16 protein-coding genes are annotated in these 14,775 nt (G+C 57.4%); 1 reads left to right on the plus strand and 15 read right to left on the minus strand.

Annotation, left to right across the window (positions count from 1 at the left end; all coding sequences use genetic code 11):
- Positions 1 to 12: 12 nt before the first annotated feature.
- The 9 genes from HY298_06525 to HY298_06565 all read right to left on the minus strand — a co-directional run bounded on the left by HY298_06525 (position 13) and on the right by HY298_06565 (position 10,381).
- Entirely contained in the window at positions 13 to 2,742 is a 2,730-nt protein-coding gene (locus HY298_06525) for a cation-transporting P-type ATPase (GenBank protein MBI3849931.1), read from the minus strand.
- Positions 2,739 to 4,133: a universal stress protein gene (locus tag HY298_06530; GenBank protein MBI3849932.1), complete on the minus strand. Its 1,395-nt coding sequence runs from the start codon at positions 4,131 to 4,133 to the stop codon at positions 2,739 to 2,741. The genes HY298_06525 and HY298_06530 overlap by 4 nt, the downstream gene beginning before the upstream one ends.
- Before the next feature lie 44 nt (positions 4,134 to 4,177).
- Positions 4,178 to 4,810, minus strand: coding sequence for a hypothetical protein (locus HY298_06535; GenBank protein MBI3849933.1), 633 nt, complete (start codon positions 4,808 to 4,810; stop codon positions 4,178 to 4,180).
- Positions 4,811 to 4,828: 18 nt separating this feature from the next.
- Complete coding sequence (locus tag HY298_06540; GenBank protein MBI3849934.1) at positions 4,829 to 5,308, minus strand: hypothetical protein; 480 nt, start codon at positions 5,306 to 5,308, stop codon at positions 4,829 to 4,831.
- The gene (gene ppsA / locus HY298_06545) at positions 5,305 to 7,812 is read right to left on the minus strand and encodes a phosphoenolpyruvate synthase (GenBank protein ID MBI3849935.1); all 2,508 of its coding nucleotides are present in this window, start codon (positions 7,810 to 7,812) and stop codon (positions 5,305 to 5,307) included. Before ppsA ends, HY298_06540 begins: the two co-directional genes overlap by 4 nt.
- A gap of 168 nt (positions 7,813 to 7,980) precedes the next feature.
- Positions 7,981 to 8,865 carry a universal stress protein gene (locus HY298_06550; GenBank protein MBI3849936.1) on the minus strand — a complete coding sequence of 295 codons (885 nt, stop codon included), beginning with the start codon at positions 8,863 to 8,865 and terminating at the stop codon, positions 7,981 to 7,983.
- A 118-nt stretch (positions 8,866 to 8,983) separates the two neighbouring features.
- Positions 8,984 to 9,457 carry a cyclic nucleotide-binding domain-containing protein gene (locus HY298_06555; protein ID MBI3849937.1) on the minus strand — a complete coding sequence of 158 codons (474 nt, stop codon included), beginning with the start codon at positions 9,455 to 9,457 and terminating at the stop codon, positions 8,984 to 8,986.
- A gap of 4 nt (positions 9,458 to 9,461) precedes the next feature.
- Complete coding sequence (locus HY298_06560; protein ID MBI3849938.1) at positions 9,462 to 10,046, minus strand: universal stress protein; 585 nt, start codon at positions 10,044 to 10,046, stop codon at positions 9,462 to 9,464.
- Positions 10,047 to 10,075: 29 nt separating this feature from the next.
- The gene (locus HY298_06565; GenBank protein ID MBI3849939.1) at positions 10,076 to 10,381 is read right to left on the minus strand and encodes a glycoside hydrolase family 13; all 306 of its coding nucleotides are present in this window, start codon (positions 10,379 to 10,381) and stop codon (positions 10,076 to 10,078) included.
- A 428-nt stretch (positions 10,382 to 10,809) separates the two neighbouring features.
- Between HY298_06565 and HY298_06570 the strand changes: the two genes are divergently transcribed.
- The gene (locus HY298_06570) at positions 10,810 to 10,974 is read left to right on the plus strand and encodes a hypothetical protein (protein MBI3849940.1); all 165 of its coding nucleotides are present in this window, start codon (positions 10,810 to 10,812) and stop codon (positions 10,972 to 10,974) included.
- Between the two features lie 151 nt (positions 10,975 to 11,125).
- Here HY298_06570 and HY298_06575 read toward each other — a convergent pair whose 3' ends face one another.
- The 6 genes from HY298_06575 to HY298_06600 all read right to left on the minus strand — a co-directional run bounded on the left by HY298_06575 (position 11,126) and on the right by HY298_06600 (position 14,774).
- The gene (locus HY298_06575; protein ID MBI3849941.1) at positions 11,126 to 11,341 is read right to left on the minus strand and encodes a hypothetical protein; all 216 of its coding nucleotides are present in this window, start codon (positions 11,339 to 11,341) and stop codon (positions 11,126 to 11,128) included.
- Positions 11,342 to 11,503: 162 nt separating this feature from the next.
- Positions 11,504 to 11,674, minus strand: coding sequence for a hypothetical protein (locus HY298_06580; protein ID MBI3849942.1), 171 nt, complete (start codon positions 11,672 to 11,674; stop codon positions 11,504 to 11,506).
- Positions 11,675 to 11,759: 85 nt separating this feature from the next.
- Complete coding sequence (locus HY298_06585) at positions 11,760 to 12,203, minus strand: TIR domain-containing protein (GenBank protein ID MBI3849943.1); 444 nt, start codon at positions 12,201 to 12,203, stop codon at positions 11,760 to 11,762.
- Positions 12,204 to 12,205: 2 nt separating this feature from the next.
- Positions 12,206 to 13,657, minus strand: coding sequence for an SIR2 family protein (locus HY298_06590; GenBank protein MBI3849944.1), 1,452 nt, complete (start codon positions 13,655 to 13,657; stop codon positions 12,206 to 12,208).
- Positions 13,639 to 13,809 carry a hypothetical protein gene (locus HY298_06595; protein ID MBI3849945.1) on the minus strand — a complete coding sequence of 57 codons (171 nt, stop codon included), beginning with the start codon at positions 13,807 to 13,809 and terminating at the stop codon, positions 13,639 to 13,641. Before HY298_06595 ends, HY298_06590 begins: the two co-directional genes overlap by 19 nt.
- Complete coding sequence (locus HY298_06600) at positions 13,806 to 14,774, minus strand: DNA adenine methylase (GenBank protein ID MBI3849946.1); 969 nt, start codon at positions 14,772 to 14,774, stop codon at positions 13,806 to 13,808. The genes HY298_06595 and HY298_06600 overlap by 4 nt, the downstream gene beginning before the upstream one ends.
- Position 14,775 lies beyond the last annotated feature (1 nt).

The following is a 14,775-nucleotide window of genomic DNA, read 5'->3' on the forward strand; positions in this document are numbered from 1 at the left end:
TTTGCTTTGGTTTCACTCGGGTGTGACGTGTTCGCCACGGCAACCGCCGAAACGAAGCCACTTCTCAAACTCGACGGCGATGAACGACGCGGCAGCCACGGCGAGAATCCGCAGCCAGGACTCGCCGCTGATGGGCGCGGTGTGGAACAGCTTGTTCATCACCGGACCATAGCTGAAGAACAGTTGCGTCGCCAACATCGCCATCGAGCCGGCGATGACCCAGCGATTGGAAAGGAAGCCGACCGAGAAGAACGAGTGGTTCAGCGAGCGGCAGTTGAACAAGTACCCGATCTCGACGAGAACGATGACGTTGATGACGGCGGTTCGGGCCTCGGCGATCGTTTCACCCGCCATGTTCATTTCCCAGAAGAACAGCCAGAAGGCGCCAGCCAGCATAATGAGCGAAACCAACCCGGTCCGCATCATCAACGGGTAAGTGAGCAGCGGGCGTTTCGGGTCACGCGGCGGGCGAAGCATGAGGTCTTGTTCTTTAGGCTCGAAGACGAGCATCAGGCCAAGAAGTATTGCCGTGGTCATGTTCACCCAAAGCAATTGCACCGGCAGCGCCGGCAGCAGCGTGCCGAACACAATCGCCGTCAACAGAATCACTGCCTCGCCCGCGTTGGTCGGTAGCGTCCACACGATGAACTTGGTCAGGTTGTCGAAGACGGCGCGGCCCTCCTCCACCGCGGCTTCAATCGAGGCGAAGTTGTCGTCGGTCAAAATCATGTCCGCCGCACCCTTGGCCACGTCGGTGCCGCTGATACCCATGGCCACGCCGATGTCCGCCTGCTTGAGCGCAGGCGCGTCGTTTACGCCATCGCCGGTCATGGCGACGACGTGGCCACGCGACTGTAGCGCGCGGACGAGCCGAAGTTTCTGTTCTGGCGCCACGCGAGCGAAGACGTCGGTGCGGTTGGCAATTTCAGGAAGCTCTTCGTCGGCGACCTTTTCCAACTCGCGGCCGGAGAGGGCGACGAACTTTCCGTGCTCTTCGCGGCCTTTCAGCCCAATCTGCCCCGCGATGGCGCGGGCCGTGGCGAGGTGGTCGCCGGTAATCATCTTCACACCAATGCCCGCCTGCTGGCACTTGCGCACCGCGGCGACGGCCTCGGGGCGCGGCGGGTCAATCATCCCCTGTAAGCCGAGGAAGGTGAGTCCCCCGGCAACGTGACCGTGCTCGAGCTTGGCGTGCTTCGCGTCCACGTGGCGCCGAGCGAAACCAATGACACGCAGGCCGTGCTCGGCCATCGCTTCGACGGCGCAGCGGACGGCCTCTTTGTCGAGCGGAGCGACTTTACCGCGATCGTCGAGCGCGTCCGTGCTGTGATCGAGCAGCCGTTCCACCGCGCCGACCTTGTAAATCACCCGGCCCACCTGCGCATCGTGCAACGTGGCGCGAAACATGTGCTCGGACTCGAACGGAATCGTGTCCAACACGGGCGCTTCGCGGTGTGCGTCCGCGTGAAACAACCCGCCCTTCTCGGCGACGACGAGCAGTGCGGCTTCCGTCGGGTCACCCTGCACTTTCAAGTGTCCACGCTCGTCGCGCACAATTTGCGAATCGTTGCACAAAACGCCGGCACGCAGACATTCAAAAAGCGCGAGATTGGTTTCGGAGGTCACTGGTTCCCCTTCGAATTGGATATCTCCCTTCGGTTCGTAACCTACCCCGGTTACTTTGTAGTTTGCGCCACCCGCGTAAATCCATTGCACGGTCATCTGGTTCTCCGTGAGTGTGCCGGTCTTATCGGAGCATATGACCGTGGTGCTGCCGAGCGTTTCCACAGCCGGGAGCTTGCGGATGATCGCCTGACGCCTCGCCATTCGCGAGACGCCGATGGCGAGGACGATGGTGACGGCGGCGGGCAACCCTTCGGGAATCGCGCCCACAGCGAGCGCCACCGCGGCCATGAACATCTCCACCGCCTTTTCGCCACGCGCCACGCCAATCACGAATGTCGCCGCGGCCAGCGCCAGTATCACCCACAAGAGCAGCCGGCTGAACTGCGCGATTTTCTTCGTCAGCGGCGTCGAGAGGTCCACCGCCTCGGAGATGAGACTCGCGATGTGGCCGGTTTCGGTCTGGTCGCCGATGGCCCATACCAGACCTTCGCCTTGGCCGGCGGTGACGAGTGTGCCGGTGAAAGCGAGGTTCTTACGATCCGCCAGCACCGTCTCGAGCGCCAGCGCGTCGGGATGCTTGTGGACGGCGACGGATTCGCCGGTGAGCGCGGACTCGTCCACCTGCAGGTTCTTGACATGCAACACGCGCAAATCCGCTGGCACTCGGTCGCCAGCCTGGAGCAGCACCACATCGCCGGGGACAAGTTTCTCGGAAGGCACTCGCAGTTTGCGTCCGTCGCGGCGCACCGTGGTTTGGGTCGCGACCAGGCTCGCGAGCGACTCAATGGCCTTCTCCGCCTTGGCTTCCTGCAGGAACCCGACGATGGCATTGAGGAACACGACGCCGAAGATGACAGACGAATCCACCCATTCACCGAGAAATGCCGTGACGCCCGAGGCGACGAGGAGGATGTAAACGAGCGGCTGGTTGAATTGCTGAAGGAAATTCAGCCACGCCGGCGTGCCACGGCGCGGCGTGACGCGGTTCGGGCCGAACCTGGCCTGGCGCCGCTTGGCTTCGGCTGCCGCCAGGCCCGTCTGCAAGTTGACGTCCAGCAGGCGCTGGACTTCGTCAGCGTGGAGCTGGTGGAAATGCTTTTGCGCCGGCGGGTTCATCGTTTGGACGGGCGCACTACCAGCACCGGACGCGAACTTTGCTTCATCACCTTCTGTGCCACCGACCCGAGTACGGCTTTCGAAAGTCCACTGCGTCCGTGCGACCCAAGGCAAATCACGTCCGCGCTGAAACGTTCCGCCTCCTGGCAAATCGCCTTCGCTACGTCGCGATGTTCGACGACTTCAACTTCCGTGGCGATGCCGCGCAGTTCGGCTCCAGACGGGATGAACGAGCGAAGCTTCTTGAGCGAATCGGCGGTCAGTTGTTTGTGCTGCTTTTCGGTCAGCCGCTTGGGTTGGTAATGCGGCACCAGCGGACCGGGCAATTCCCACGGCGGGATGACGTGAATGAGCTTGATGCGGCTGCCACGTTGTACCGCCGCATAAGCATAAGGAACAGCGTGGTTGCCCAGGTCTGAAAAATCCGTGGTCACCAGCACGCGCTTGATTTCGGGAACACGATCAAGTGTGCCCTCGCTGGTTCCGGTCAGCGGCACAACTGCCACGCTCATGGACGCGTGCCGCAATACGCCGCGTGACACCGACCCAAGCCAAAACCGATCGAGGCCGTGGCGTTGGTGAGTACCCACCACGAGCAAGTCGGCCTGTTCTTGTTGTGCCAATTGGGTGAGCTGAGCATCGGAATGGCCCCAGCCGGGCACGACACAGAGAGAAACCGGCTGCTCGCCGAAAATCGCGGCGACTCTCTCCTTGAGGTCCCGTTGCAGCACGCGCGCCGCTTCGGGATGAATTTCCGTCAGCGAAATCGGTCCCCGTATCCCCAAACGTTCAAGATCTGCCGGCGGCCAGTCCACGTGTGCGACCGTGATTTCGCAGTGACCGATCTCCTGCCAATCGCGCAACCATCGCAGCGCGGCATCGGCGCTCGCGGAAAAATCGCAGCCGACGATAACCTTCAACCGCCGCTTGCGGCGAGCCCAGGCCACCAATGGTTCGTCTTGCCGCACAACGAGGGTCGGCACTGGCGATGTCTCCGCCGTGCGTTCGGCCACACTGCCTACCAGCAGCCGGCCCAAGGCAATCTGTCCAATCGACGCCACCACCACCAGTCGTGCGTTCGATGCGGTGGCCGCTTTGACCAGCGCTTCATACGCAGAGCCGGAGAGAATCTCCGCCTTCACTACGGCACCGAGTTTGCGCAACCGTTCAGCTTCTTTAGCAAGGTGCACGCGCGTTCTCTCAAGCACAGCCGAAAAAACCTCCGGATGGCTCGCTCCCAGTCCGGCATGCTCCTCGACATGGACGAGAACCAACTCGCTATCGACACGTTTGGCGATGGCAGCCGCCACATTGGCCGCTTCGACCGCATGGATGGAGAAGTCCGTACCGCAGATGATTGGTCGCTGGCGGTTGTTCATGGTCGTGGTCATTTCGTTGTGTTATCGCTTTTGCTAAAACTCACACAGTATCCGTATCATTCTTCGTGGTCATGAACTCCTTCGCCCGATTGAGGAAAATGGCCATGCACTTGGCGGCTGGCCTGTTTGTAGAGCGCTTCCACGCAGTGAATATATTCCACGTAAGCCTTCACGAACTCGCGTCCAGCTTCGACATCGTTTTGGGCGAAGTTTTTCTTTTTCAACGCGTCGTTGAAATGGCGCTCAACTCCTTTATGAACTGTCTCCGTCAGAAGTTTCATGATGGGCTGGATATTCCCGTCCTTCAGCGCCTGGTCCGCCGCCGGAATCGCTGGGCCGAGGTCGCGCCCCGCTGGTTTCAGTCCGGTGTAAGGCGCGCCTTCGCCAGCGCGATGGATGCGCACCAGCGTTTCGAAGAAAAAGCGGTCGGCCAGTTGCTTCGCGTCGGCGTTGAGCTTGCGCACGGCGAGTGTCTGCTCGAAGGCGCACTTGATTTCGGCTTCATCATCCTTCTGCACCCAGATCAGGACGGGGTTGACGTTGCCGTCGGCAAGCGCTTTTTGCGCGGCTTTGACCACCGGGCCGTCCATGCCGTCGCAGTGAGCAAAAGTTTTGCCGGGGTTCAGCGACAGTAAGGCGAACGCCATCGTCGCGATCGTCGAAGCTTTGGTGATAGCGGAGTTTTTCATGACCGGGCTTCCTTTCTCTCAATCATGGTTTGAGTTGTTTACTGCTGGCACGCTGGCGCCCGGGCGAATTTCCGTGTGCCGAACTTGGCCGCCCAGGTTCGCCGTCCATAGCATCAGGCCGCTTGCGGTCAGTGAAGCCGCCAGCATCACCAAGCCATACCAGACAGGGACGACTTTGCCCCGCCGAAACAGAATTAATCCGACCAGCGCGCCGACGCCCAGCACGACGATACCGGTAAACGCTACGACCGCCGCATCTTCGTGCTGCTCAATTATTGGTTTTGAGACACCCGGCAGCGGCTTGGCGACTTCCTCCGCTGGCTCTCCGGTTAAATACGCTGGCACCGCGAGCAACGCAACGATGAGGAAGGCGCCCAATGCGGCTTTCTTTAACTCATCGCTTTTCTGCCAGAGCGCGAAGACCAGTAATCCCAGTCCGAATACTGTGCCGAGGACGGGGATGTGATTCAGCAGCAAGTGCAGGTGTGTTGCATTCATTGTTGGTCGTTCCTTTCTTTCTCTTTTTCCAAAATTGCCGCGGTGGTTTTCATCACGGTGTCCGGGTTGAGGGAGATGCTGTCGATGCCCTGGGTGACGAGGAATTGGGCGAAGTCGGGGTAATCACTCGGCGCCTGGCCGCAGATACCAATCTTGCGTTTCCGCGCGCGGCAAATCTGGATGGCCTGCGCAATCATCGTTTTCACCGCCAGGTTACGTTCGTCGAAGATAGGCGCGACGATTTCGGAATCGCGGTCCACGCCAAGGATGAGTTGCGTGAGGTCGTTCGAGCCGATGCTGAAGCCGTCGAAGATTTCACAGAACTCTTCGGCGAGGATGACGTTGCTGGGGATTTCGCACATGACGTAAATCTCCAATCCGCTCACGCCGCGTTTGAGTCCGTGTTTCGCCATTTCGGCCTGAACGCGCCGTCCTTCCTCGACGGTGCGGCAGAACGGAATCATCAACTTGAGATTGGTCAGGCCCATTTCGTCGCGAACTTTTTTGACCGCGCGACATTCCAGCGCAAAACCGGCTTGATAACGCGGGTTGTAGTAACGGCTGGCGCCGCGGAAACCAATCATCGGGTTCTCTTCGGCCGGCTCGTAGGCTTTGCCGCCGATGAGGTTGGCGTATTCGTTTGTTTTGAAATCGCTCAGGCGTAGGATCACGTCCTTGGGATAAAACGCGGCGGCGATCATCGCGACGCCTTGGGCGAGTTTATCGACGAAAAATTGCGGCTTGTCGGTGTAGCCGGAGGTGAGGTCTTCGATTTGAGATTTCACCGGGCCGGATGCCAGCTTGTCGAAGTCCAGCAAAGCGAGCGGATGAATCTTGATGTAGGTGGTGATGATGAATTCCTCGCGGGCAAGGCCGACGCCGTCGTTCGGGATGAACGAGAGCGAAAACGCTTCCTCGGGGTTGCCAACGTTCATCATCACCTTGGTTTTCGGACGGCCAAGGCCTTTAAGGTTGGTGCGCTGCACATCGAACTGACGGCGTCCTTCATAGACAAAGCCAACGTCTCCCTCCGCGCAGGATACGGTCACCATTTGTCCATCCTTTAAGGCCTCCGTGCCTCGTTCGGTACCGACAATGGCCGGCACGCCGAGTTCGCGGCTGACGATAGCCGCGTGGCAGGTGCGCCCGCCGCGATTGGTGACGATGGCGGCGGCCTTCTTCATGATGGGCTCCCAATCCGGATCGGTCTTGTCCGTGATGAGGATGTCGCCCGATTTGAATTGCTGTAGATACTGCGCGCTCTTGATGACACGAACGGGGCCTTGCGCGATTTTCTCGCCGACACTGCGTCCCGTGATGAGCACCGGCCCGCGCTGTTTGAGTTTGTAAATCTCGACCACGTCCATGTCGCGTTGCGACTGCACGGTTTCCGGCCGTGCCTGAAGGATGAAGAGTTCGTCCGTGTGTCCGTCCTTCGCCCACTCTATGTCCATCGGTGTCGGGTAGCCTTTCTTGGCCGAGTAGTGGTCTTCAATGATGCATGCCCAACGGGCGAGGGAAAGAATGTCTTCGTCGGAGATGGCAAACTTCGCCCGATCCCCGGGAGCGACTGGAACATTCTTCACCATCTTTCCGCCACCGATGTCATAAATGAGTTTGAATTCCTTTGTGCCGACGATCTTTTGAAGGATCGGTTTGAATCCGGTCTTTAGCGTTGGCTTGAAGACGCAGTATTCATCGGGATTCACCGAGCCTTGGACAACGTTTTCGCCCAAGCCGTAAGCGGCATTGATGAGGATCGCGTCGCGAAAGCCTGTTTCAGTGTCGATGGTGAAGATGACGCCGCTCGCGGCAAGGTCGGCCCGGACCATCCGCTGAACGCCGATGGACAACGCGACCTTGAAATGGTCAAAGCCCTTGTCCACGCGATACGAAATGGCGCGGTCGGTGAAAAGTGAGGCGAAGGATCGTTTGCAAGAGTCGAGCAGGGCGAGGTGGCCTTGCACGTTCAGATAAGTCTCCTGCTGGCCGGCGAAACTGGCGTCCGGCAGATCCTCCGCCGTGGCGCTGCTCCGCACGGCGACATCTGCCGGATGCAGTTGGTTTCCGCGAAACGTGTCATAGGCGGCGGTGATTTCCAGTTCGAGGTCGTGCGGAAGTTGGGCGGCGAGAATCGCGTGGCGAATCTGACTGCCGCGCTGACGAAGGTTTTCAATGTCGCGGGTGTCGAGTTCGCGGAGGAGACTGCGAATTTGATCGTCGAGCTTTGCTTCGCGCAGGAAGTACCGGTAGGCCTCGGCGGTGATGGCGAACCCATTCGGCACCTTCACGCCCTGTGGAGTCAATTCGCGATACATTTCTCCGAGCGACGCGTTCTTGCCGCCGACCAGCGGGATGTCTTCGATACTGATGTCTTTGAACCACTTGATAAAAGCCGTGCCAGGCACGGTTTTCGACGCAACTGGTGGTGAGATCCGCGGCGCAACCAGAAGGGTATTGCTGCGGCTGACGATTCTGTTCGGTAAGGTCGTCTTTGGTTTCATAAATAGCGTCTATCTTTGCTCCAGATCAGGCTTTTCGCATCCGAGCGGAATCCCTCTGGATTTCGTCAAAATAGCTTAGACACAGCTCCGCGCTCGGTCTTATCCGATGTTGCCAAAGGCTCGCCCTTTTTTGCGTTGCTGGAGGTCAGAATATGCGAACTGCATGCACTAAACCCGGACGAACTCGTGCTCTTGCTCGCGCACTACCAACACCGGGCAGGCGGCGTGGCGAACGACGCGTTCGGTGGTACTGCCGAGCAACACGTGCTTCAAGCCCGTCCGCCCGTGCGTTGAAAGAATGATGAGGTCGGCGTTCTGGTCGGCCGCTTCGTGAATTATTTCCTCAAACGCGACGCCGTTCCGCACCTGGACCGTCCCTTCAAACGCACAGGACTGCAGTAGGAGGTCCAACTTCACGCCCAGTGCCTTTTTCAAGTGAGCCTCCATGACCCCGGATCGGGCGCCATCCGAGTCGTAATATGCATCTGGCTCGATGACGTGGAGCACACGAATCCCGGCACCGAATTCGCGGGCAAACGCAGCGGCATACGGCAACGCCTTCCTGCTGGCTTCCGAAAAATCCGTGGGCACGATGATTCTCCGAAAGCGCGCCGAGCCAGTTTCAGGGAAACGCATTGGAATAAGTTGCTCCCGGACCGTAAGCACAGGACACGGGGCGAAACGCACCACCCGCTCAGCCGTGCTGCCCAACAGGAAGTGCTTTAGACCCGTGCGGCCATGGGTGGACGTGATGATGAGGTCGCATGGCAGAGTTCTCGCGACTTCGCACAGTTTGAGATAAGGACAGCCGGACAGCACCACCGTCTCAACTTTCAGATTCGTCCCCAGCTCCTGCTCCCGAAACTGAGCCAGGGCTTTTTTAGCCGCTGCGATCAGGCGCTTTTCCTCCAACACGATTCCAATGTGACTGATGGATGCCGGCAGTGTTTCGGGCACAACGTGAACGAGCGTGAGGTCGGCGCCAAATTGATCCGCCAGCGACAAGGCGTAGGGCAGCGCCTGCCGCGAGGCGGTCGAGAAATCCGTTGGCACCAAAATATTTTGGAGCCGAATGCCGGACGGCCGTTCACGAGGCGCGTCGGGCCTGGAGGTTGGATGTTCCCAAGCATTCATCGGCAGACTTTCCATTTTGCGAACTGCGTCTGAAGGTTTAATTGTCTGAGGCGGACTGCATTTGGTTGACGAGCAACTGCTGGCGTGTGGTCTGCAAGCGGTTGATGACAATTTGGGAGACACGCTTCATCAACTCGTAACCAAACTCGTGATCGCGTTCGGCCGCAATGAGCAGATGCGCGCCGTTCAGGACGACGGCCGTGGTGGGCTCCAAGGCGCGGGCTTGAAAGTGCCAGACAAAGGGCGGAAACAACCAGGACCAGCCGAGCGCATCTCCCACACCAAGAGTTTGAACCAGTGCGGTGCCGTCCGCCGGCTCGTGCGCCTCCAAAGCGATGCGGCCTTTTTCAATGAGATAAAACAAGCTGGCGGGTTCGCCTTCGTGGAACAAAATTTGTTCCGGTCTAAACGTCGCCTCGGTCGCGCACGAGGCGATCACGTCCAAATGCGCCGGTTTCATCCCTTGAAAGAAGGGATGGTCTTGAATGACGGATTGCAGTGCATCATTCATGACCTCAATCCTTGGTCCCGCCGGACTGGGTGGCCACGAAGTCGCGTTCGCGCTCCCGCACGACCAGCACGGGGCAACCGGCGTGGCGGACGACCCGTTCGGCCGTGCTGCCGAGGAACACATGGGCCAAACCCGTACGGCCGTGCGTAGCGAGGATCACCAGGTCCACGTCCAGTTCCTTTACCGCTTTGATGATTTCCATATAGGGCGTGCCCACACGCACGGCGATCTCCGATGAAACTTCGCCGGCAACCTTGCGTTGAAGCGTTTTCAACTCCTTTTCGCCTGACCCTCGCATCTGGCTCTGAAGGAGTCCAATATCAATGGTCGGCATTTCTGGCACAGGCACATAAGGCTGCACCACATGGAGTAAGATTAATTCCGCATCGAACTGTCTGGCGAACGGTATGGCATAGTGCAGCGCTTTGTTTGAGCAATCCGAAAAGTCCACCGGGACGAGAATCTTCTTCAATTTGAAAACCGGCAGCGCCGCCGTTTCCTTTTCCGCGGATGTGACTGGCAGTTGCGCTTCCTTGGGGCCCAGTTCGACGAGGACCCCGCCCGATTTGGTGGTTGGTTTGAATTTCATGGTTTTATTGGTGGTTGATGGTTTCCGGTTTAGGCCGGGACAGTCAGGACTGAGTTCCGCCCACCGAATGGATTGGGCGCGCAGTTGTGACAAGCCGGGTCTTCCATCCATTGGCCGTCCACGACCAGCCGATACTCGTAAGTACCGGGTGTCAGCGTCAGGTCTTTTGCCCAACGGCCATTGCCGATGTTGAACATCTCGGTAATCGTTGGATGCCAGTCGTTGAACTGCCCGGCGATGTACACCGACGTTGCCTGCGGGTTCACGTACTCGATCCGCGTCAATCGTGTCGCGTTGCGCGGATGGGTGAACTTGCTGTTTGTTCTCTTTGCCAGCGTTGTCTTCACAGTCTGTTCCTTCAGGTTTCCATTTTAAGAGACACGAGAACTGGCCTGGTCGCTCATCCGAAATTGGCAAACCCTTTCCATCGATTGCTCGCGAATGAGCCACACGTCGGTATTGTTCAAGTCACCCATCCCAGCGTTTGATGCTCAGGGTGCGATCGGGGCGGATGTTGTGCCGAGGCATTCATTGACCCTCTGGGCGATCATCTCCCGGCGTTTGGAAAGGAAGGCTTTGTAGCTCTCCACCCCCCAGCAACCCAGGGTCGGTGAGTATGCACTGCGTCTCAAATGGGGAAACTCCGGATTTTGCAATCAGCACGGGAAAATAACCATTCCCAAGAACGGACGCCCTCGTGTCATTTGGCAGGAGATGTCCGCTCGTCCCAAGTCAAACTCGGGCCGTCAAGCGACAACGAAAGATGATTGAGAATGTTGCGGCCCAAAATGCCGCATTCGTGATCGCTCAACAGGAAGCGGCCTCGGAAGGTTCGCCCGAGAAAGACCAGATCGAGATGCACGGCTTGCGCCAAACTTCTGTTTCCGTCGAACCCCATCAATTCATGAACCCCGGCTGGGTCAATTGAAACTCCGAGCGGGCGAACGGCCTGCCTTGGGACGAGCGACATATCGGCACCCGAATCCAGCAACATCGGCACGTCTGACGCGCTTGCGGCGGTCGCGATATTGCGAAACGTGACCAACGCCAGCGGCGCGGGCGGCGTGAACCGAATGGCGTCATACGCCGGTATTTGGCGCTTCTTGAATCACTTGCATTTTGAAAGCGATGGCTTCTTCCGGGTGCGCGAGACGAGGACTGGCCATGAAAGCTGGCGGCGGCACAGCACCGTTGGGGATGATTACATAGACCTTCGCCTTCTCCGGCAGACAAATATCGGCCGCCAAACGAATCTGTCCGTTTTCGACTACGCCTTCAAATGTCGTCACGCTCATGGCAACTTTCGCTTGTCCTTGATTGGAGGAACGGCATCCTCAACCGGTCGTGCCTGCGGGACCAAGCTGCAGCTAGTTTAGCCTTCCGCTTCTCGACGGCAAGGACGCATTTTTCTCCGCGCCAGCCGAATTGAATCTGCGAACGGCTGGTAACGACTCCTTTCAGATGTTCCGGTCGCTGATCAGGCCCAGTTCCTCAGCCTTGCGGCGCAACTGCTGTTTTCGTTCGCCCGCCGGATGACCCAGCCGATTGTTGACACAGCCGGTCAGCAAATCCGTGAGTTGAAGCAAATCGTCCGACTTGGAATCCAGAGGCTCGACCTGCTTCAACACGCGCCGTGGAGCAGCATGTTGCAGTAGTTCCAGAGCTTCTGAACGAGTTGCTGCGGGTTGCTCATTTTGTAAATGCTGAAGCGGGCTAGTGCCCCGCCGTCTTCGCGGCTTCCTCAATCCACCGCTCCAAGGCCTCCTTGGTAGTATACTTGTATGCTTTGTAGCCGTTGGATTCGATTCCGTCAGGAATTCTGCCCGGAGACCCGGTTTCGTTGGCCTGGTCTTTGAGCTCGTGGATCTGCACGGCAACTAGCCCATTGCCTCGCTCAATCGACTTTTCGATTTCGTATTTAATAAACTTTCTGTCCGCTGTGCCGGAAGTTACGAAGACCACCGTTACCGAAGTGTTTTCAAGGGCCGCATCAATCATCTTTTTTATGTTTGCGTCACCCTTCTTTTTCGCTTCCTCCCAAAGAGAGCCATCGTGGAATCCGGCCGCTGCACCACCAATCACGTTGGGCATGCTGCGAATCTGGTTGACCCGCCAGACGTGGCGGTAATCGAAGCTGAAGAATACTCGTCGTGCCATATTTAGTTCTCCTGTAGTTTTTGTATCAGTTTGTTTGTTGTGGTTAAGAGCTCATCCAAGTTGTCGGACTTTGTGCCCAACTTCTCGAAAAGCTCCCGAAATGAACGGTGAGCGGATGGATAGAATGAATCAAAGTCTGCGAGCACTTGCTTCCACAGAGCCTCCGCAACATAGCCTGTGCAGCCGATCGGCAGAGGCTTAACTCCCGCTTCGCATGCGATTCGGAATTCCTCTTGAATGCCCCCCGAAGGGACGACCTTTCCGTCAACGAGCTTGTTTCCGAAAACGTAGATTGCAATGCCGGAGGAACTGGCCATAGATCGGCGATACGCTGTCCAACGTGCCGCGAGGTCACCGCCGCCGGTGGCAATTTGAGGAAAGGGCCGCATGACGAGTTGTTCTTCGGAAACGGATTTCCCATGTGCCTCGATGGAAGCGAGTGCGCCGTTGATGACAGCACTACCAACTCCTAAGCCGAACCCGGTGATGATTCGATTTCCGCTCGACACAATCTGGTAGCTGAGTTTGTGCAAAAACTCATTCGCCTGCCCCTGTGTCCAAACGCCGTAGTCGTGGGCCGCACCGGACAGAAGAATCGACGTGCGTTTATAGCGGTTTTCGATCCTTTGCAGGATGTTTGTAATTTCTTGGTAATCGGAGACAAAGACGGTCTGTATTCCGAATCGCTTCAAGTCCTTGATGAAGTATTCTTGCTTCAGTCGCCTGGCTTCAAATGCTTCAGGGGTTTCGCCTTCGCTTTTTGCGACTTTGCGCAGAATGCAATAATGGAGGCGCTGGTGCTTCTCGTATGTCGCGCGAACGCGGCTGAGAATGTAGTCAATGTTCGGGTCGGTGAAGCTGAAGCCGAGGAACAAGAATGTTTTTGAAATTAGATCCCCTTTGAGAGCGGAAATGAAAAAACCCATTTTGAGTGGATACTTTTCGTAGTCGTCCTTGGTGATGACCACTTCCGTGGGGTGGTCGATGTCTCCGTGCATTTTGTAAACCACCGCATCACGCTCAGGCCTCGTGACTGTCAATTGCTCCATCGTGTATTTAACGTCGGGGACTTTTCTTGCATTCGTCAAAGCTGTCTCGATTAACTTGTCGTAATTGGTGGTCCAATATGTGTGGATAGGAAGACGTGCGAGGATTTCGAGATTCGCAGGCGGAGTCTTCGTTTCCGCAAAATGATTAAAAACAGTTTGCGTCAGGCGATTCCGAGTCTGTTTCTCATTGCAGTGATACTGCGCGAGAGTCACGTAGTCTGTTTCAATCTCGGGATCAAGGCCGAGATCGCTGATGATTTCTCTGAGTAGCCCCTTCCAGTCCACGAAGCCCGCTGGAATTGAAAGGCCCGCTCCGGCGAAGATCGCCGCATTCTTGCTTCGTATTTCCTTGGTAAAATCACGGATGAATTGTTCTTGTGGTATTGTCATGGCGTCGTGATGCAACCAAGTTTTCCTGTGAATGCTTTCTGCAAAATGGACTGGCGCAAAGGCTGCGAACGGGCAGCGTTGGCGCTCACCGCCGCCGTGGCCACCGCGTCAATCTGCTTCACCGTCGCCGCCTGCGGCGATGATTGCAAAACACCGCACAATTTCATTTCAATGCTTTTTTGCTTGTACGCTTGCGTTTCGCCGCAGCCTTGTAGGGCGTTGGCTCTTCACGGAACACACCGCCATCGTCAACCCAGTCCAAATTCCGCCCAATCAAGAGCTCGTCCATCTCTGCGTGATGCGTGTTTTTCATCGCAACGGGCTTTGTCTCGAAACCATGTCGTTTGGCGAGGCCGCAAACTTCCTCGGCGTTATCGTAGGTCATCAGGAAGTCGCCACGGAGTTTTTCGCAAAGCGAGAACAACCGTTCATGGTCGATCTCACAATGAGTGTAGAGACGCGAGCCCGCGCTCTTACCACCAGCGGTGTACGGAGGATCAATGAAGAACACGGCGCTCCGGTCATTCCGAAAACGTGTGAGTTCTTCAAAAGCGTCGCCGTGTTTGAATTCGATTCGGTGTGCAACATATCCGATGTTCGTAATCCGCTTGGCGATGGTTTGCGGATACCACCGCGAAAGAATGCCCTTTCCGTTTTCACCGTTTTTCAGGACACCCGCGCCTTCCGCGAGAATGCCGCCGTGTGCTGTCCTGTTTTTTACGACCGTTTGAAATGCAAGTTCGCGCTGGGTTTTGGACGTCTTAGCAAACTCTGCCTTGGCTGATTCAACGGTGAGATCAAAAGAGAGGATGCGCTTCGCAAGCCACTCGGCATCACCGCCGAGAACTGTTTTCCAGACGGCCGCAATCTGTTGATCGAGTTCTACCATGACAACGCGGTCGGCCAGTTGCTCAAAAGCAGCGGTCAAGCTGATGATTCCGCCGCCAGCAAATGGCTCAACCAGAACTGCTGGTTGACTTGGCAGGCTCATCATCCAACGGCGGAAAAGAGGCACGAGCCATGTCTTCCCGCCCGGGTAGCGGAATGGGCTGCGCTGAGGAACAGAAGCGACGTTTACCGGCTTCTCGCGTTCCTCGGTTTCAAATTCTGGCAGTAAGTAAGTCTGCGACATA

The organism is Verrucomicrobiota bacterium, assembly GCA_016200005.1.
Classification (GTDB): domain Bacteria; phylum Verrucomicrobiota; class Verrucomicrobiia; order Limisphaerales; family PALSA-1396; genus PALSA-1396.